The 19,833-nt window shown below is 41.5% G+C and carries 10 protein-coding genes; 7 read left to right on the top strand and 3 right to left on the bottom strand.

Features of this window, described 5'->3' with window-relative positions:
* Nucleotides 1-316 precede the first annotated feature (316 nt).
* Entirely contained in the window at nucleotides 317-2,260 is a 1,944-nt protein-coding gene (locus ACI2JM_RS02150) for an ATP-binding cassette domain-containing protein (RefSeq protein WP_404641757.1), read from the bottom strand.
* A 241-nt stretch (nucleotides 2,261-2,501) separates the two neighbouring features.
* On the opposite strand from ACI2JM_RS02150, the gene ACI2JM_RS02145 reads away from it, so the two are divergent.
* The 7 genes from ACI2JM_RS02145 to ACI2JM_RS02115 all read left to right on the top strand — a co-directional run bounded on the left by ACI2JM_RS02145 (nucleotide 2,502) and on the right by ACI2JM_RS02115 (nucleotide 16,732).
* On the top strand, nucleotides 2,502-2,774 hold the full coding sequence (locus tag ACI2JM_RS02145; RefSeq protein WP_045455183.1) for a SlyX family protein: 273 nt from the start codon (nucleotides 2,502-2,504) through the stop codon (nucleotides 2,772-2,774).
* A 236-nt stretch (nucleotides 2,775-3,010) separates the two neighbouring features.
* Nucleotides 3,011-4,405 (top strand): outer membrane protein transport protein, encoded by a 1,395-nt coding sequence (locus tag ACI2JM_RS02140; RefSeq protein ID WP_201501507.1) that lies wholly within the window; start codon nucleotides 3,011-3,013, stop codon nucleotides 4,403-4,405.
* 406 nt (nucleotides 4,406-4,811) lie between these two features.
* A complete protein-coding gene (locus tag ACI2JM_RS02135) occupies nucleotides 4,812-6,218 on the top strand; it encodes a hypothetical protein (RefSeq protein ID WP_404641754.1) in 1,407 nt (468 codons plus the stop codon).
* Between the two features lie 504 nt (nucleotides 6,219-6,722).
* Nucleotides 6,723-8,111, top strand: coding sequence for a hypothetical protein (locus ACI2JM_RS02130; RefSeq protein ID WP_201605251.1), 1,389 nt, complete (start codon nucleotides 6,723-6,725; stop codon nucleotides 8,109-8,111).
* 242 nt (nucleotides 8,112-8,353) lie between these two features.
* Entirely contained in the window at nucleotides 8,354-10,393 is a 2,040-nt protein-coding gene (locus ACI2JM_RS02125; RefSeq protein WP_404641752.1) for a transferrin-binding protein-like solute binding protein, read from the top strand.
* A 686-nt stretch (nucleotides 10,394-11,079) separates the two neighbouring features.
* On the top strand, nucleotides 11,080-15,042 hold the full coding sequence (locus ACI2JM_RS02120; RefSeq protein ID WP_404641750.1) for a transferrin-binding protein-like solute binding protein: 3,963 nt from the start codon (nucleotides 11,080-11,082) through the stop codon (nucleotides 15,040-15,042).
* 139 nt (nucleotides 15,043-15,181) lie between these two features.
* Entirely contained in the window at nucleotides 15,182-16,732 is a 1,551-nt protein-coding gene (locus ACI2JM_RS02115; protein WP_404641748.1) for a surface lipoprotein assembly modifier, read from the top strand.
* Between the two features lie 90 nt (nucleotides 16,733-16,822).
* Here the strand turns inward: ACI2JM_RS02115 and putP are convergent, their stop codons facing one another.
* The gene (gene putP, locus ACI2JM_RS02110; protein ID WP_045446819.1) at nucleotides 16,823-18,322 is read right to left on the bottom strand and encodes a sodium/proline symporter PutP; all 1,500 of its coding nucleotides are present in this window, start codon (nucleotides 18,320-18,322) and stop codon (nucleotides 16,823-16,825) included.
* 472 nt (nucleotides 18,323-18,794) lie between these two features.
* Nucleotides 18,795-19,667, bottom strand: a complete 873-nt coding sequence (locus ACI2JM_RS02105; protein ID WP_045446822.1) for a LysR family transcriptional regulator — start codon at nucleotides 19,665-19,667, stop codon at nucleotides 18,795-18,797.
* Nucleotides 19,668-19,833 lie beyond the last annotated feature (166 nt).

The raw sequence follows: 19,833 nt of genomic DNA, 5'->3' as shown, positions 1-19,833 counted from the left end.
TAAAGCAACCTTGATAGAACATACTCTAAGGTTGAATAGGAGAATTGATGCAAAATAGCTGCATTATCAATGTCTCACATAGATTTTTTGGCAAGGATTATAAGCGTGATGACCTTATAATTAATAAGGATATTTTGCAATAGCGAATGATACTCGAAATTAAGGTAATGTTCACTAACTTTCACTATCTAACTACTATGTAAGTAGTCGTAAACCAATAATCACCGCTTTATAAGAAAAAAACGGTGATTATTTCATTATTTTTCATGTTTTATAAAACTCCAAGTTTTATAAAACATGGCTTTAGTCGCTAACGTTAGCTCTCAAGCTCACTCCAACGCTCAAGCTTACTCATCATCTCATCTTCAATCGTGAGTAGGCGCTCACTTGCGGCAGTCGCTGCATTAACGTCAGTGGTGAACCATGAGCCATCAGCCAGTTTCTCTTGCAATTGGGCTTGCTCAGCTTCGAGTGCAGCGATTTCTTTTGGCAAATTGTCCAGTTCACGCTGTTCATTGAAATTGAGCTTTTTGGCAGCTTTGTTAGGTTTTGCTACGGTTGTCTTATTGGTAACTTTACTGGCAGTACTTGCATTATTGGCTGGTGCTCTAGCCGCGTGTGCTGCTTGCTCACGGTTTTTCTGTACCAAGTATTCTTGATAACCACCGACATACTCTTTGACGATACCTTTGCCGTCTTCATCTTGGTCAAATACCCAAGTAGAGGTAACGACATTGTCCATAAATGAGCGGTCATGACTGATGAGCAAAATCGTACCGCCAAAGCTGGCGACTGACTCTTCTAGTAGCTCAAGTGTCGCCATATCCAAGTCGTTGGTTGGCTCATCAAGTACCAGAATGTTGGCAGGCTTTAATAGCTGCTTGGCAAGTAGTACGCGGTTACGTTCACCACCTGATAGTGCTTTGACTGGGGTACGCGCACGCTCTGGGGCAAATAAGAAATCTTGTAGATAGCTCATGATGTGTGTCTTACGACCACCCACTTCGACGAAGTCTGAGCCTTCTGAGACGTTTTGCGCCACACTGGCTTCAAGGTCTAACTGATCGCGCAACTGGTCGAAGAAAGCGATTTTTAGGTTGGTACCTAACTCAACACTACCAGTCTTTGTGACTTCGTCATCAGACATATCGAGTAGGGCTTTAATTAGTGTGGTTTTGCCCGCACCGTTGGGTCCGACAATACCGATTTTATCACCGCGCATAATAGTGGTTGTAAAGTTATCAACCAATACGTTGCCATTATACTCAAGATGTAAGTTTTTGACTTTACAGACCAGCTTACCGCTTTTCTCGCCTTGACCCATCGTGATATTAACGTTACCGACTTGCTCACGGCGATCGCTACGCTCTTCACGCAATGCTTTTAGCTCGCGGACACGGCCTTCGTTACGGGTACGACGGGCTTTGATACCTTGGCGAATCCAAACTTCTTCTTGTGCCAGTTTTTTATCAAAGTTGGCGTTATTTTTTTCTTCAGCGAGTAACTGTAGCTCTTTTAGCTCTTGATAGCGTGCATAGCCACCTTCGCCTTGAGTGACGTCATAACTGGTCAATTGACCACGATCTAGCTCAATGATGCGAGTCGATAGTTTATTGACAAATGCTCTATCATGGGTGACAAACAACAATGTTAGACCTTGCCAATCCAATAAAAAGCGCTCTAGCCATTCAATACTATCAACGTCCAAATGGTTGGTTGGTTCATCGAGCAGCAGTACATCAGGTTTGGTGACCAATGAACGTGCTAGTAGTACACGGCGCTTACGACCACCTGATAATGAAGATAAATCATCATCTGGATCCAGCCCCATGGTTTTGATAAGGCGGGTGGCTTCGCGCTCTAAATCCCAACCGTGTACCGCATCGATATCATGCTGCAAATCGGCCATACGCTCACAAGCATCCATGTCGCCATTGGCACATAAATCTGTTTGGGCATTGTAGTTGATAAGCAGCTCAGCCGTACGGCTGCTACCACCCATAACGATGTCTAGGATACGTCCGCTTGTCTCGGGAACGTCTTGTTCTAGCATCGCCACGCGCACGCTGCTATTGATAATGACTTCGCCGCTATCAGGTTGTAAGGTGCCGTTAATTAGCTTAAATAAGGTGGATTTGCCTTCGCCATTACGGCCAATTAAACAGACACGTTCACCTGCTTCAATAGCAAAATCAATGCCATCAAGAACAGGAGCGACGCCAAAAGCAAGGTGGATATCTTTTAAATGTATCAGAGCCATAGAATATCTTAAGCTTATATAATAGTGAGGTAGGGGTTGCTACAAAATTGCGAGCAGTATAACATGCCATCACGTGACTGTAGTGAGCGTAAATGATTTTATCCGCACTATTTATGGCTTTTATTAACGGCTGTTATTTTATAAAGAGCATCGTCGTCTAATTGCTACTTTGTATCGGTCATCGAGCCATTTTATTAATGAATCCTACCAGTCTTATGTTTATGATAATTCAGAGAAAAATATGAATCAATTTAATCCTCAAGATAAGGCTCAGAACGAGGCTTTAGCTGTGCATGCTGATCTACAAACGCAACAAGTCATTGATTTACAGATGAGTATGGCGCATCTAGAGATGACAGTAGAGCGACTCGATGAGGTGATTGCGCGGCAAGATAAAGATATTCAGACATTACAACGACAGTTGCAGCTGATCTATAAACAAGTGGAAAGTCAGGATCCTGAAGGCGGCATTGCACCTTTTGATGTAATGGCAGAAAGACCCCCTCATTATTAATACCTGCAAAATTAATACCTGCAAAATTAATATCTGCAAAAACTAAATGATTGAAAATTTATAACTATTATATCCGCATTGTGAAATACAGACACTGTTCAGTCATAATCAGGAAATAATGTGTTTTTGCAGTTGTTTTAATGTTCGAAAATCATTACTATCCTCCACCTCGGATGCTGCTTGCTTATTAAAATTAAGTAAAGTAGTAAAACAATGCGGACGTTTGGAGATACATAATGCGCGCAAATTTTCATTTGAAAACTCTCACAGTAGCTGTTGCTGCTCTTTCTATTGCTAGCGTTGCTAGTGCTGCTGGTCTTGATCGTTCAGGTCAGGATATCACCGCATTCTTACAAGATGGCACCTACGCCGAATCTGTTTATACTTATATCGATGCTGATGTGAGTGGTAAAGACTTGTCAGGCAATAAGCTCAATGATATCGCAGAGTCTTATGATTTTTTCCGTTATGGTGTAAAAGCAGATATTAACGACACGTTTAGCATCGGTATTTTATATGATGAGCCTTTTGGTGCCGCCGCTGATTATAACGGTCAAAACGATTTCGTTACCGAAAGTGATCGTGACGCTATCATTCAAGACTTTACAAAAAACCCTAATATTACCGAAGCTTACGTCGATAACGTATTAATACCACAATTGCAAGGGGCGCTTGCTCCAGGTAATCCAGGTGGTTTAACCGCTGAAGAATTACAAGCCGCTCAAGGTCAGCTTATTGGTCTTGAAGCCGCTAAAGGTCTAGCAGCAGTAGCGGGCGAAGCGACGCAAGTAGAAGTACGTACTGAGAGCATTACTGGTATTCTTGGTGCTAAATTTGGCGCTAACAAAGAGTTTCAAGCTTATGGTGGTCCAGTGGCTCAGCGCGTGAAAGCAGATGTAAAATTGCGCGGTGATGCATACAGTTCAGCCAAGGGTTATACCACTCACATCAGTAATGACCAAGACTATGGCTGGATCGCTGGTATGGCTTATAGCAAGCCTGAAATTGCACTTAAAGCTGCTTTGACGTATCGCTCTGAAATCAAGCACAATGCAAAAGCTTTTGAGACTTTTCCAATTGCTACGGCTGCAGGTGCTACCGCTGGTCTAGCGTTGCCGACTACCAGACATTCTGATATTGAAATCAATACGCCAGAATCAGTCAACTTTGATTTCCAAACGGGTATCAATCCGACGATGCTAGCTACTGCGAAAGTCCGTTGGGTGCCTTGGAGTGATTTTGCTATCGTACCGTCACTATACAATGATGTCAGTAAAGTATCGACAAAAGATGATGAAGGCTTGGCATTAGTTAGTTATGATGAAGATCAATGGCAAGTTGAGCTAGGTCTCGCTAAGCGCATGACGCCAGCATTAGCAGTGACAGGTACTGTCGGTTGGGATAGTGGTGCTGGTAACCCTGTAACCTCGCTAGGTCCTATCGAAGGCTACTACAGTGCTGGTTTGGGTGCCAAGTACAATGTGACTGAAAACTGGGCAGTATCAGCTGGTGGTAAATACCTATGGTTCGGTGATGCTAAAGGCCAAATTCCGACTAAAGCCGTGGTTAGTAACTTTGAAGACAACGATGGTTTTGCACTTGGCGTGAAGCTTTCTTACCAAGCAAACTAATGTTATGTGTAATTTGCTAAATTATAAATCCATAGTCTAAATAATAAAAAGCGATCCTGATTGGGTCGCTTTTTTTTGCTTAAAATAAAGCAATTTCGACTTAGAGAGTTTTTTATTGAATATATTGGGCATTCTCAGAGGCTAAAATTAATGAACTATAGTTTAATTATTTTATATAAGTATTTATGCCTCAGCTTATAGTAAAACAATTGTTTAGATAATTGCTAATAAGATAAAACGATAACGTTATAAAAGACAAAATAATTTCTTTTAAATATTGTTTTACGATTGAAAAGTCATTACTATCGAAAGCAGGACACCTTTTATGTAAAGCAATCTTGCGATTATTAATGTCGCTTATAGTTTATGTAAATGGTTAAACAACTGGGATGTTTGGAGATAAACAATGCGCGCTACTTTTCACTTAAAAACTCTTGCCGTAGCTATTGCTACTATTTCTGTAGCTACTATGACCAATGCTGCAGGTCTTGATCGTTCGGGTCAAGATGTCACAGCCTTCCTCCAAGATGGCACCTATGCTGAAGCTGTTTACACCTATATCGATGCTGACGTTAGTGGTTATGATAGTGCCAATAATGTTCCTAGCAACAATACCTATGTTAGAGGTGATAAGACTGGTGATATCGCTGAGTATTATGACTTTTTTCGTTATGGTGTAAAAACAGATATCAATGAAACCTTTAGTGTCGGTATTTTATATGATGAGCCTTTTGGCGCAGCAGCGAAATATACTGGCGATAACAATTTTGTGTCGAAAGGCGATCTTGATGCTTCTGTCGCTGCTATTACTAACAATCAAGCTCCAACTTATGCCGCAGCTTTGGCTGGAATAGGTGCGCTCACGCCAGGAGAAACGGCTGGAGTCTTGACAGATGAACAGCAAGCGCAGTTAGATGGTTTGCGTGGAGCAGTAGGTATCGCAAATGCTGAAGCAGCTAATGCTGGGGAAGGTACTAATGTTGAAGTACGTAGTAACAGCCTGACAGCTATTCTTGGGGCAAAATTTGGTGCCAACAAAGAGTTTCAAGTATACGGTGGTCCAGTCGCTCAGCGTATTGAGTCTGAAGTGAAATTACGAGGTTTGGCTTATGGTCCTGCTACTGGCTATACCTCACGTAACAGCCCTGATATGGACTATGGTTATATAGCTGGTATTGCCTATAGCAAACCTGAAATTGCCTTAAAAGCAGCGCTGACCTATCGCTCTGAAATCGACCACAACATGAAGATTGCTGAAAATTACCCGATTGCAGGTGCTTTAGCTGGTGATCCAGCTGCAGCCAATCGTACCAGTAATATGGAAATTACTACTCCTAAATCCGTAAACTTTGATTTTCAAACGGGTATTAACCCTACAACGTTAGCAACTGCAAAAGTGCGCTGGGTACCTTGGGGTGACTTTAAGATTACGCCACCATTATATAATGAAGTTAGTAAAAGATCTTATGGACCTGATGGTTTGAACTTGGTTGAGTATGAAGAGGATCAATGGCAAGTTGAGCTTGGTCTTGCCAAACGTGTTGCACCAGCACTTGCAATTAGTGGTACCGTTGGTTGGGATAGTGGTGCTGGTAACCCTGTCACTTCGTTAGGTCCTATCGAAGGCTATTACAGCGCTGGTTTGGGTGCAAAGTATAACGTGACAGAAAACTGGGCAGTATCAGCGGGTGGCAAATACTTATGGTTCGGCGATGCCCAAGGTGTGTTGCCAAGTGGTAAAATTGTTGGTGATTTTCAGGATAATGATGGATACATATTTGGTGTGAAATTGTCCTATCAAGATATTAAATAGTGAGAAAATATCGCATATTAAGTGAACACTTGTTTTAATAAAATTGTATTCAGCATGATTGAAAAAGAGCAGCCCTTTGAGGCTGCTTTTTTTAATTTGGTTTTTTTATCATAAAATACTACTGTTAATCAATGCTTTATATAGATTTCGAGAACTAAACGCAAGTTCTTTTAATGACTGATCATAAAAAATAATGGTTTACATAGTCCAAATCATTATAATTTTTATAATAAATTAGTTAACATAAATCTATCTTCACAAAAAATTAAAAAGGGTGTTGCTATAGTGCTGAACTTTAATTATGATACTGAAATCAGTTACGTTATCTTACATAGTAGTAATGTCTGATAACAACGAAAGTGTAATCTTGTAAGCGATAGTTACATTCAATCGTTAAGTATAAAAGTCGTTTGGCAAAGGATTGCTCAGCATAAGCTTTAGTGACTAGTCGTTATATAGCAACTAAGCTACTTGCCAGTTATTTTATTCATGGAGGATATCTAAGTGTCTCATCAGTTCCCTATCTCTAAACTCACTCTCGCTCTTATTACCTTATCGGCTGCATCGTTGACGCAGGCGGCTGGTCTTGATCGTTCAGGTCAAGATATTAAGGGCTTTTTTAACTCTGGCACTTATGCCGAAATTGATTACGCTTATATTGATAGTGATGTTTCTGGTAACGATAATGCAGGTGCTATTCGTACATCTCCCACTACAGAAATACGAAATGGCATAACGTCAGATGAAGCTTCATATGAGAAAGGTGCGCCTACTGGTAATATTACTGGTGATACCTATTCTTTTATGCGCTACGGTGTAAAAACGGATATCAATGACAACGTTAGTATCGGTGTGTTTTATGATGAACCTTGGGGTGCAGAAGTAGAATATACTGGAAATAGCACTTTTGTATCTCAAGCAGGAAAAGATACCATAGCAGACTCATCTTCAGGTATTTCAGTGCCAAATGAAGTTATCAATCCTTCAGTACTAGATCCTGACTACGATAAAAATACTAATGTTCGCGTCCATACCGAGACATGGACAGGCTTGGTTGGTTTTAAATCTAATGGCTTCCAAGTATATGGTGGTCCAGTATTGCAAAAAGCGGAAGCGGAAGTACACTTGCGTGGTCAGGCGTATGGACCATTGACTGGCTATGATGCGAATGTAAATAACGATACTGCTTATGGTTGGGCAGCTGGTCTTGCTTATAGTAAACCTGAGATTGCATTAAAGGCCGCACTAACGTATCGCTCTGAAATCGAGCATGAGACACCAATAGGTGAAAGAGTGCCACTATTAGGGTCACCTCTAAAAGGCGTAGTACTAGATAAGCTTGGAATTGATCCAAATTCTGATCTTGGAAAATCGATTGGTGAGTATGCTACGACTGATGCTACTGTCACTACGCCAGAATCTGTCAATTTAAATATTGAAACTGGATTAAGTCAAAAGTATCAGTTATTAGGTACTTTAGATGTACGTTGGGTGCCGTGGAGTGATTTTTCTATTGTGCCGCCACTTTACAATGCCTACTCAAAAGCAGCTGTTCCAGAGGGACTACCTCTACTGTCTTATGATAAAGACCAATGGAAAGTGGATGTTGGCTTAGCTAAACGTTTTAATGAGAAGCTGGCTGGCTCAGTGGTGGTTGGTTATGACTCTGGTGCAGGTGACCCTATAAGCTCACTTGGTACTATTGATGGATATTACAGTCTTGGTGGTGGTGTTAAGTACAATGTGACACCTGAATGGGCAGTTTCAGTGGGCGGAAAATATTTAAAATTTGGCGATGCTACAGGACAGCTACCTAACGGTAGTATCGTTAGCAAGTTTCAAGATAACGATGGCTACATCGCTGGTGTAAAACTCTCTTATCAGAGCCAGTAATTTATCATCTGACTATAGCCTCTCAAAATAAATGTTAGAAAACAGCTTGTTTAACCATTGAGTTAGGTAAGCTTTATTTAGGGTATGTCATCATTTAAACATTCATCGTTTGAATCGAGGACATGTTCGAATATGAATAATTTGTATGAATCAAATTTGGTCATCTACAAATATTGCCCAAATACTAATTCTATAATTAGTAGATAAAGGAATATCTATCAATCATCCATGGAGGAAGACGAATGTCACCTAACCGTCATTCAATATCAGCTGTACCTACAGCCAAGAAACTAAAAACCCCCTTAAAAGCCAGTGTTGTCATACTAACTTCTGTCATCTTGTCCGCATGCGGAAGCAGTGGAAGCGATTCATATACCTTAAATGATATTTTTGATGGTAGTAGCCCAGTAATCACACCGACTCCAACACCGACGCCAACACCGACGCCAACACCGACGCCAACACCGACGCCAACACCGACGCCAACACCGACGCCAACACCTGAAGACACAAGAACTGGCGTTCAGTCACTAAATATCAACGCAGGCTCACTCGGTGTATTTAACACAACTACCCGAGACTTCACCATTAATGAAGATGGTTCTACTGTCGATGCAAGAGCAGATATTGCTTCACAAAATCCAGCCACACCAGACCAACCTGGTTTACTACCGAAAGTTGCTATTAACACATCAGGCTCAAATGACACCGAGCTTCAAAATGGTTTTAAAGCTCATAAAGACAGTACCGATATAGTTGTTGCTGCTCTTGGTCAAACGCTACCGTTAGACTATACCTCAACGTATAAAGACTTTGGCGATGACCTGCGCATCGGTCATATCGATGGTAAAGCAGAAGTCGTTGCTTTAGGTTCAACATTACCCGTAAATGGCGTTATCGTTACTGGTAATGCTACTCAAGCTGCCAATATACCAACCGAAGGTAAAGTAGGTTATACCGGTGATGCTACTTATCGTGAGCTTGGTCTAGACAAAGCTATTGAATATGGCACCTCAGCATTCACCGCAGACTTTGTTGCTAAGAACGTCAAAGGCGATCTCACTTTTAGTGATAAAAACATTGGTTTATCCGCTGATATCACAGGCAATGAGTTCTCAGGCACAGCAGCAGCTAATAATGGTTACAAGACCGAAGGTGGTTTTTTCGGTGGTGATGCCCAATACCTAGGCGGTGTTTACGAAGGTAACGGTGCTCAAGGTACATATGGGGCAGAAAAAGATAAGGTTGTAACGCCGACTCCGACGCCAACGCCGACGCCAACGCCAACGCCAACGCCAACGCCAACGCCAACGCCAACGCCAACAGCGCCTATTAATCCAGATGCTAAAGTGGATACTGAGTTTACTGGCTTCCAAAGCAATACGTTAAGTAGTAAAAAAGGTAACTTTACAGCTGACGCCATTGGTTATGCAGAAATACGTGATGACAAGTCTGACTTTAAAGAAACGGTAGATGTAGACGGTTCTAAGGTGCCAGTAGATAATCGTGCTGGAAATAATTTCACTGGTTATGATAAATTCATAGCTCGTGCTGACATGACCAAACCTGACTCTGTGAAAGAGCAAGTTTTAATCAATATAAGTGGAGACGCAGACACAGATTACGGTAATGGATTTAAGTTGCATACTGAGTCTACTAAAGTTCAAGGTCCTGTAGCATTAGACCTCAATTACTCATCTGTTTATAAGAACTTTGATTCGCAAATGCAGATCGGTCATGTTTATGGTGATCCTAGAACTGACCTATTTGGTTTAGGTGACTTAGCTCGTGTTTCTACTGTTTACGTACAGGGTAACGGTACCAATCTTGACGACATGCAGTACATGAAAGACTTAGCACAATACAATATCGATAATAATATCAATGACGGTATGGTGGCTTATGGCGGTGTTGCTACCTACATGGAAAATCTACATCTAAAAGATGGTGTTCGTGGTGGACCAGTAGTTGATGGTACTTCAGCATTTGACGTAGACTTTGTTGGTGGTAAAGTTGCAGGTACGCTGTCTTTTGCAGCAGGTGATTATAGTTACATGCCTACTGGTAACAAGATTGATATCAATGCAGATATTACAGGAAATACTTTCGCTGGTAATAAGAATGGTATCGATACAGCAGGTGGTTTCTACGGTGAGGATGCTAACTTCTTAGGTGGCGTTTATCAAGAGGCTCTAACTCAAGGGGGTAAAGGTGCTCAGCCAGGTGAAGGTACTACTTTCCAAGGTACTTTTGGTGCTGAGAAGCAGCCTAATTCCAAATAAAGATCATATAAATTCTTAATTCAGACATAAAAAAAGTACCTTAGGGTGCTTTTTTTTATGTCTGAATCTATATACCTGATATTGTGACTGTGAAGATGAGCAGAGGGTTCTTATAAAATGATAAGAATTTTATTGATTAACTAATGTTTGTCTATATAGTCAGATTTTAGTTATATTATATAAATAATAATAATAAAATTTAAGGATATTATTTTTGAAGTAGTTGTTTTTAATAATCAATATAACTTTTTAATGTATTTATTGGCTGATATTCTATTTTTTACCTATTTTAATAAAATAACGCTATCTGTCGCTGGCATCAACCTTTTTAAAATGAAATAAATTTTTAGTGATTTTTATAGTTAAAATTATGATTTTATTGAATATTAAGGATAGTTTTTTAGGATTTTAATTAACAATAATTCGTTTTTATTTTTTATAAAAGATAAATTTTCAGTTATACATTATATTAAAATTTTGTTGTTTATTGTTTACGTAATACGATTTATATCATTTAACTTATTGATTGAATTTATTTAGTAACTAAAGGTTACCGACATTAATATTTGAATAATATTAATTGACTTTTTATATTACATTTGTTTATCTATTCAAGGCACTGAATATATGTTGTGTCTAAGTTAGTAAATAATGGAATATTACCAGTTCTTCATGGAGGAAGACGAATGTCATTTAATCATCATTTGATACCAGCGATATCTGCCGTAAAAAAACTACAGACACCGCTCAAAGCCAGCGTGGTTATTTTAACCACTGTCATTTTAGCTTCGTGTTCAACGAGCGGTAGTGATAGCACGGTTACGCCTAAGTCGTCACCTGTAATAGGATCAGAAAGTGGCGGAAATGTTGATAGTGGAGGCAATGTCAGCAATGCTGACGCAGTAAAGGCTATCAAAGCTGCAGAAGCAAAAACTAAAGCTGCACAAGAAGCGCTCAAGGTTGCAGAAGCAAAAACCAAAGCTGCGCAAGATGCTCTTAAAGCAGCCCAAGAGAGTTTTGGAAAAGAGTCAGAGAAGGTAATGGCGGCATCTAAAACAGCGATAGATGCTGCAAAAGATGAAGCTGCAAAAGCCAAGCTCTCTGCAGAAGCCGCTCGAGTAGAGGCGGTAACAAAAATTGAAGCGGCTGCAAAAGCTTCTAAAACGGAAATAACAGCCGCTAAAAAATCCGCCGCCGATGCAGTTGCCAAAGTGAAAGCGGCTGAAGAAAAGGCTAAAGCCGCAGATAATCGTGCAACCGTAGCAGAGGCCAAGGCTAAAGAGATTGAGACATCTTTGAAAGCTGCAGAAGAAGCCAAAACTCAAGCAGAAAAACAAGCCACAGCTGCCAAAACCCAAGCTGCGCTTGAGAAACAAAAAGCAGATAAAGCCCAAGGCGAAGCAGACAAAGCTAAAGCTGATTTATTGAAAGCAACAGATGATCTAGCAGCTGCAGAGAAAGCTTTAGCCGCCGCACTTGCCTCAGGTGGCAACACCGAAGCTTTACAAGCAGAAGTTGACCGTCGCCAAGTCGCTCTTGACGCCGCTAATGCCCAAGCCGCTGCAGCTCAGCAAGCTCAAGCCGTTGCCTCTGCTCAAGCTTCCGCCCAAGTAACTGCGGCTCAAGCTGCCGCCCAAGCTGCTAAAGATGCCTTAGCTGCCGCCACCATTAAGAATGCCCCTGAAGCAGAGAAATCTGGCGTGCAGTCGCTGAATATCAACGCTGGATCATTGGGTGTATTTAATACCACCACCCGCGACTTTGACATCAGCGCAGATGGTTCCACAGTAGATGCTAGAGCTGACATCGCTTCACAAGATCCCTCCACGCCAGATCAACCTGGTCTACTACCTAAAGTCGCTATCGTAACATCAGGGGCCAACGATACTGAAACTCAGAGCGGGTTTAAAACCTATGAAGGCGATACTGAAATTATCGTCGCAGCAATTGGTCAAACCTTACCACTTAACTACACCTCAACTTATAAAGACTTTGGCGATGACATGCGCATCGGTCATATCGATGGTGCCGCTGAAGTAGCATTGTTAGTCTCAACCCTACCCGTGAATGGTGTTGTCGTTACTGGTAATGCTACTCAAGCTGCCAATATACCAACCGAAGGTAAAGTAGGTTATACCGGTGATGCTACTTATCGTGAACTTGGTTTAGGTAATGATATCGAATTTGGCAAATCAGTATTCACCGCAGACTTTGTGGCTAAAAACGTAAAAGGGGATCTCACATTTAATAAAGCCGGTAAAATTGGTTTAACCGCCAGCATTAATGGCAACCAATTCTCAGGGACTGCTGCTAACAATGCAGGCTATACAACCGAAGGTGGATTCTTTGGTGGTGATGCCCAGTACCTAGGCGGTGTTTACGCTGGCAATAATGCCCAAGGAACTTATGGCGCGACCAGCGATAAACAAACCGCTGCTGAGCAGTCTGCCAAAAACGCTCAAGCAGCCGCAGCTGCTGCTAATGCTGCCATCGCTAATGCTCAGGCACAGGCAAATGCTGCTAAAGCTGCTGCTGATAAAGCTCAAGCAGACGCTGTCAAAGCACAAGAAGCCTTACAAAGAGCAGAAGACGCTCTAGCCAATGCTGGTAATGGTGAAAAGCAATTAGCTGCTGCCCTAGAACGTGCATCCGCAGCAGAAATGGCTGAAGCCGCTGCATTACAAGCCTTGTCGACGGCAGAAGCTGCAAGAAAAGCTGCGGAGACTGCAAAAGACGCCGCATTACAAGCTGCACAAGCAGCACAAAATGCTGCAGACAAAGCGATTGGTGAGGCCAAAGTGGAAGCGGATAAAAAAGTCGCAGAAGCCAATCAGCAAGCCGCAGATGCGACAGCACAAGCTGCTGCTGCTCAAACGCGCGCTGATGAAGCTTTACAAGCGAAAGCAGATGCAGAAGCTAGAGCAAAAGCTGCAGAAGAGGCTCTTGAAGCATCGCAGCAGTTACCACCAGCACCAACCAATCCACAGTCTCCAGTGAATGCAACAATAAGTGGTTTCCAAAATACGATCTCAGGTAGTGACAATAGCGCTATCAATACCAATACTTCTGCTAACTACGATACGCTTAAAGTTAATTTATTAGAAACTGGGTCTGGACGTTTTGATAAAAATACTACTACTAACTTTAAGTTACGAGATGCAGGTGATGAGGACTACGAAGCAGGATTTAAAAAGAGTGCTTTATATTCATTGCCAGCAGGGTATTTGAACAGACGTTTCAAATATACGTCTGTTTATAAAAACTACAATGATCAGATGCAAATCGGTCATTTATACGGTGATCTCAAAACGACAAACAATGGAATTCGATTAGACACCTTATCTAATGTCTACGTACAAGGTAACAGTACAAGCACTGACGATATGCAGTACATGAAAGGCTTGTCACAATACAATATTGATAATGGTATTAATGATGGCAAAGTAGCTTATAAAGGTGATGCCACTTATATTGGTAATAGTGAGCAAGAAATCATTGGTGTTAATCCGATTATAGGTACCTCTGAGTTTGATGTGGACTTTGTCGACAGTCAAATAGATGGTACGTTATCATTTGAAGGTTCTAATGTCAGTGAGAAGAAAATCAAAGCCGAGATTATTGGAAATACCTTTGCTGGTAATTGGAATGGGGTTGATACTAAAGGGGGTTTCTTTGGTGAAGATGCAGGTCTATTAGGTGGTGTTTATCAAGTTTCTGGTGGTAAAGGCACTTATGGCGCTAGCAAAGTAGATCCAAGCGCTGCTCCTGCTCCAGTAGAGTCTACAATGACAGGCTTCCAATCTACCGCCTTAAGTAGCAAAAATAAAACATTACCATTGGGTCAAGGTCAACTGGTAGACGCGATTGGTTATGTGGAAATCAGAGATGATAAATCGGCATGGACAGAAACGAACGTTAAGGATGGTTCTAATGTCCCAATAGACAATCGCAAAGGCAACAATTTCAATAGCTTTAGTAAAGGCAAAGTACTTGCTGATATGGTTAAGCCAGACACGGTCCTTAAACCAATAGAGGTGTCTTTGACCAATGCAACTGGCGCAGTCACAGTTGATGCAGGGAGAGGTAACCTTAATCCAAGTTATCAATACAGCGCTGTTTATGAGAACTTTGACAATCAAATGCAGATTGGTCATGTATATGGCAATCTTAACTCATCGTTTGCAGGCGATGTCTCACGTGCAGCCAATGTATATGTACAAGGCTACTTAACCTCGCAAGCAGGTATGGACAGTCTGAAAGGTGTTAATGATGGTAAGGCTCAATATACAGGCAGTGCGACTTATATTGAAAATATCCATTTAGCGGATAATGCTTCGACAGCCCCAGTTAATGGTACTTCTGCTTTCAACGTTGATTTTGTCAATGGCTCAGTCGATGGCACATTATCATTTACTGGTACGGACTATAAATATATGCCTGCTGGCAATCAGATCAAAATTGATGCAGATATTGCGGGCAATACTTTTGTGGGTAATAAAAATGGCATCGATACCGCAGGTGGTTTCTATGGTGAAGGTGCGAAGTTCTTAGGCGGTATTTATCAAGATGTATCTGATCAAGGTGGAAAAGGAACTGCAGCTGGTACGGGGACTAAATTCCAAGGAACGTTCGGTGCGGCAAAGCAATAAGATAATATGACTGTATGATACAAAAGAGAAAGCGTCCTAGGGCGCTTTTTTGCTCGATTAAACCATTAAAATCCCTTAGGATGACTAAAGTTGGGAAAGTGTTTGGAAAGTTAATGATCGTACTTAGGTAAGGATACCCATGAATAATCAATATATACGTAAACCGCTCACCGCTTCTGTTTTACTATCGATGATGGCGATTTCTCTACCCGTTATGGCAGCACCAGAATTACCAGAAATAAAACCCGATCTTGATCAAGCTGCGGAGTTGCTTAGACGCGAAAATCAGACTTCTGTGTCAGATCCTACTGCACCCTCTACCGCTATATCAGATTCTGAAGCACAAGATGCTATTAGAAGTCGTCAGCAACTTGCCAAGGCAACGGCTTATAATCTAGAAGCGCTAAAAGCCAATCCAGCAGCGTTTAGCAAGTATTTAAATGATGCATTGTCTGCACAAGATATGGTAACGGTTAAAGAGTTATTGCCGCATTACAAAGCGTTAAAAACCAATGATCCAATGCTGATCAAATTCGCTGATGCGCTCATATATCGCAGTGAAGCCAAAAACAAACAAGCCATTACCATTTATCGTGACATGCTTGCAACTGATCCAGACTTTCATCCGGTACGTTTGAATATGGCCATTGCCATGCAAGCAGACAAGCAGTATGTGGCGGCAAAGGAGCAGTTTCTAAAATTGCAGGCAGTTGAGTTACCAGCACCTGTCATGGCTAGGGTGCAAAACTCATTGGCGCAGATCAATAGTTCAGAAAAATGGCAATTCAATGCCTCTGCCAGTTATGTAAGAGAGAATAATATTAATGATGCGCCATCGTCATCTATTCAATCTGACTTAGGGCGCTCGATTGAGCAAAAATCAGCCAATGGCCTTCAGTTGTCTGCTAGCGCGAATAAACGCTTTAACTTACCGAATAATTTCTATGCCACAGTGGGTGGTAATGCATCCCTAAAAGGATATTGGGATGAGCCTGACTATAATGATTATCTATTCACTGCCTCTACTGGAGTCGGCTACGATGATGCCAAAAACGACGTTTCTTTGACCCCATTTATCACCAAACGCTATTATGATGAAGCGCCCTATAGTTTGCGTAAAGGCGCAACTGTCAGCGGCTCACGCTGGGTTAGGCCCAAGCTAAAACTGTCAGCGACTGGTATTTTGTCCAAAGAAACCTTTGAAGATGATAGCAATGCAAATCGCGAAACAGATGGCAGATTCCTTGGTTTAAATGCTTTTTATATTAAGGATGCCAAGGAATACTTTTATGGGGGTGTAGGTAATTATCGAAACGATGTGCCCAAGTCGAGTATTATTAGCTATGATCGTAATTCTATAAACGCTGGTTGGGGTCGTGAATGGAGGCGTGGACTCTCAACATTAGCAACAGTAGGTTATGGTATCAAGGACTATGACGATCCTGCCGATGCTTATCCAGCAGGAAGTGGCGCATGGAAAGGCTATTATAATGCGGTAGGCGGCGTGCCGGGCTCAACCAGAGAAGACAAATCCACTTCATTAGGTTTGCAAGTCTGGAAACGTGATTTTACCTTGTATGGTTTGACACCGCGTTTGGTCTTTGATTATGAAACAACTTCAAGTAACTTTGCTTACTATGATGATCGTGATGAAAAGTCTGCAACGGTGTTATTAACAAAGACCTTTTGACGTAACCTATTTGACGCTTTGAGCCAGTAATAAAAAAACCTCACCAATGATGGTGAGGTTTTTTTTATAGTGATGATTGTAGCGATAAGCCTATTTATTTAAATTGAGTTCCATTTCTTTAAATTTCGCAGTAACAGAGGCTTTTGGACCGCCTGTCATGATACTTACCGCAAAAATGGCGATTGTACTTAAGATAAAGCCTGGAACGATAGCATATAACCAGCTATTGAGTGCCATGCCGTTCATCTGGAAAGGACCATAAATCCATAGAATAACCGTCAATGCACCGACGACCATACCAGCAACTGCACCGTTACGGTTCATACCGCGCCAGATTAGGCTGAAAATAACCAACGGTCCAAATGCGGCACCAAACCCTGCCCAAGCGTTAGAAACCAAATTCAATACTGAGCTTTCTGGATTAGACGCCAGTAAAATGGCAACAACGGCGACAATGATTACGGAAATGCGGCCGACCAATACTTGACGCGCCTCAGGTGCATCTTGATCAAAAAACAACTTATAGACATCTTTAGTCAATGAGCTTGATACCACCAATAGCTGTGATGAGATGGTACTCATAATCGCAGCTAAAATTGCAGCTAATAAGAAGCCTGAAACCAATGGATGGAATAAAAACTGCGTAAATACTAAAAAGATGGTTTCAGGATCATCTAAAGTCATCGCTGTCTTTTGCACATACGCACGACCAGCAAAACCTGTCATCAGTGCCCCGATAAGGCTGACAATCATCCAGCTCATACCGATGTTACGGGCAGTAGGAACATCTTTGACTGAGCGAATGGCCATAAAACGTACAATGATATGTGGCTGACCAAAATAACCTAAACCCCATGCCATCAATGACACAATGCCAAGGATACTCATCCCATTAGTAATGTTAAGCAAGCTTGGATCAATATTTCTAACCGCTTGTGTGGTGGCTGAAATACCACCCAGATCAGTGAAAGCGACGACAGGAACAATGACCATCGCAAACAGCATGATGATACCCTGTACAAAGTCAGTCATCGAAACGGCTAAGAAACCACCGAATAACGTATAAGCAACGACAACGCCAGCGGTGACCCATAGACCAGTGCTATAAGAAAGATTTAGTGAGCTTTCGAAGAGTTTACCACCGCCTACTAGGCTTGCAGCAGTATAAACCGTGAAGAATAAAATGATAACCACGGCTGAGATAACACGCAGCATGTGCGACTTATCTTCAAAGCGGTTGGCGAAATAATCGGGTAGAGTGATGGCATTGTCAGCCACTTCGGTATAAACGCGAAGGCGAGGTGCCACGATAAGGTAGTTTAAAAATGCACCAAGTGTCAAACCAAGTGCGATCCATATACTCACGACACCGTCAGCATACATATAGCCGGGCAAGCCAAGTAGTAACCAACCTGACATATCTGATGCACCTGCCGATAGTGCAGTGACTGCGGGACCTAAACTGCGTCCTCCTAACATATAGCCTTCAGTATCATTGGCTTGCTTAAAGTAAGCGTAAATGCCAATACCAATCATCACTAAAAAATAGGCGCCAAGTGATACCAGCACGCCACTAGAAACTCCGTTCATATAAATTGTCCTTAACCAACATGGTTGGCGGTAATTATTTTAACTATAAAGATTAAGTGTTATAGGACGATGTCCCAAACAATATCTAAAGACGAAAAAAGCCATTAAGTAGGACATAATGGCTTTTATTCAATATCTGCTGTTAGTTTTATATGATTGATGCTGTTCTAGGGCTAATACGAATTCGCAGTGCTTAGAGATCAATAAGAATGCCATATTACATCGACTGCTCGCATTTGCGACTCATTTATCAGTATTGGCCACCTATATAACCAATCATTTAAAACCATTAAACCTACTGTTAACCATCATATATTACTCGAAGTGTTCAATATATGACTATCAGTGTTCTTATAGTAAATTTTTGTTATAAAAACAACGTCAAGCGTATTATAACGCATGAGGGTTGTAAATGCGAATAGCGTGCTTTTTAGATTCCATAGCACGCTCTAATCCTCATTTAGCGAGAGTCTTATTCAATAGGCGCTAACAAGTCTAACAAAGCAGTAACGCTGCTAGATTGCGTCAATTTCGGATTGATAACCACACCCAAATAGCGTTGTAACTCTATATTGTCTGCCATATCGATACGTTCTAAATCTTGACTAATCATGGTTTGCGGTAATACAGACCATCCCAGACCAACAGAAACCAGCATGCGAATAGACTCAAGAGGATTGGTGCTCATCGTGGCATAGGGTTTCAGATTGTGCTTAGCGAATTCAGCCAAGGTAATTTGACTGGTAAAAGTGTTAGCAGACGGTAAAATAGCAGGATAGCGCGCCAATTGCTCTAGTGTCACATTAGATTTGGTCGCTAAAGGCGATAGCGTACCTGTCATAAAGTAAAGAGGGTCTGACCATAGCGTATGATAGGTCAAGCGCTTATCATAAACGGGCGGCAGTGTTAAAAATGCTAATGATAAATCGCCATCGAGTACGGCTTTGTGCGCTTTTTCTGAATCAACAAAATGTACTTCTAGTTGTACGGCAGGATAAGCTTGGATAAAATGCTTAAGTACAGGCGCTAAATGGTGCAAGCCAATATGATGACTGGTGCCGATCACTAATTTACCAGATACGATATGCTGAGAGTGTTGCAGATTAATCTTAAAATTCTCATAATCTTCTAGCCACCGCTTGGCATGCGGCAGCATTTCATTGGCTGCTTGGGTTGGTACAATGCCGCGTCCCACCGTATCAAACAAAGTAATGTTGAATTCATCTTCCAAATTTTTGATGCGTTTACTGACGGCAGGCTGTGTGATAAACAGTTTTTCTGCGGCACCTGAGATGCTGCCAGTGTGCATAACGGTAACGAATGTCGTCAAGTTTGTGGTGTTCAAACGGATGTCCTTAGCTACTTTGCGAGCTATAAATAAAAGTTGGCTGACCCAATCACAATGTATTAGAAATAAAAGTTTGCGTCTGGGCAAAAATCATCAATTATTATTATAGGATTAGCCTGCTATAATCACAAGACATCAAGGCGTATTGTGACATATTTATTCT

The sequence above is a fragment of the Psychrobacter sp. NPDC064578 genome (genome assembly GCF_044901245.1).
Taxonomy (GTDB): Bacteria; Pseudomonadota; Gammaproteobacteria; order Pseudomonadales; family Moraxellaceae; genus Psychrobacter; species Psychrobacter cibarius_C.
Note: the sequence above shows the minus strand (reverse complement) of the source record. Positions and strands in the feature narration are given on the sequence as shown.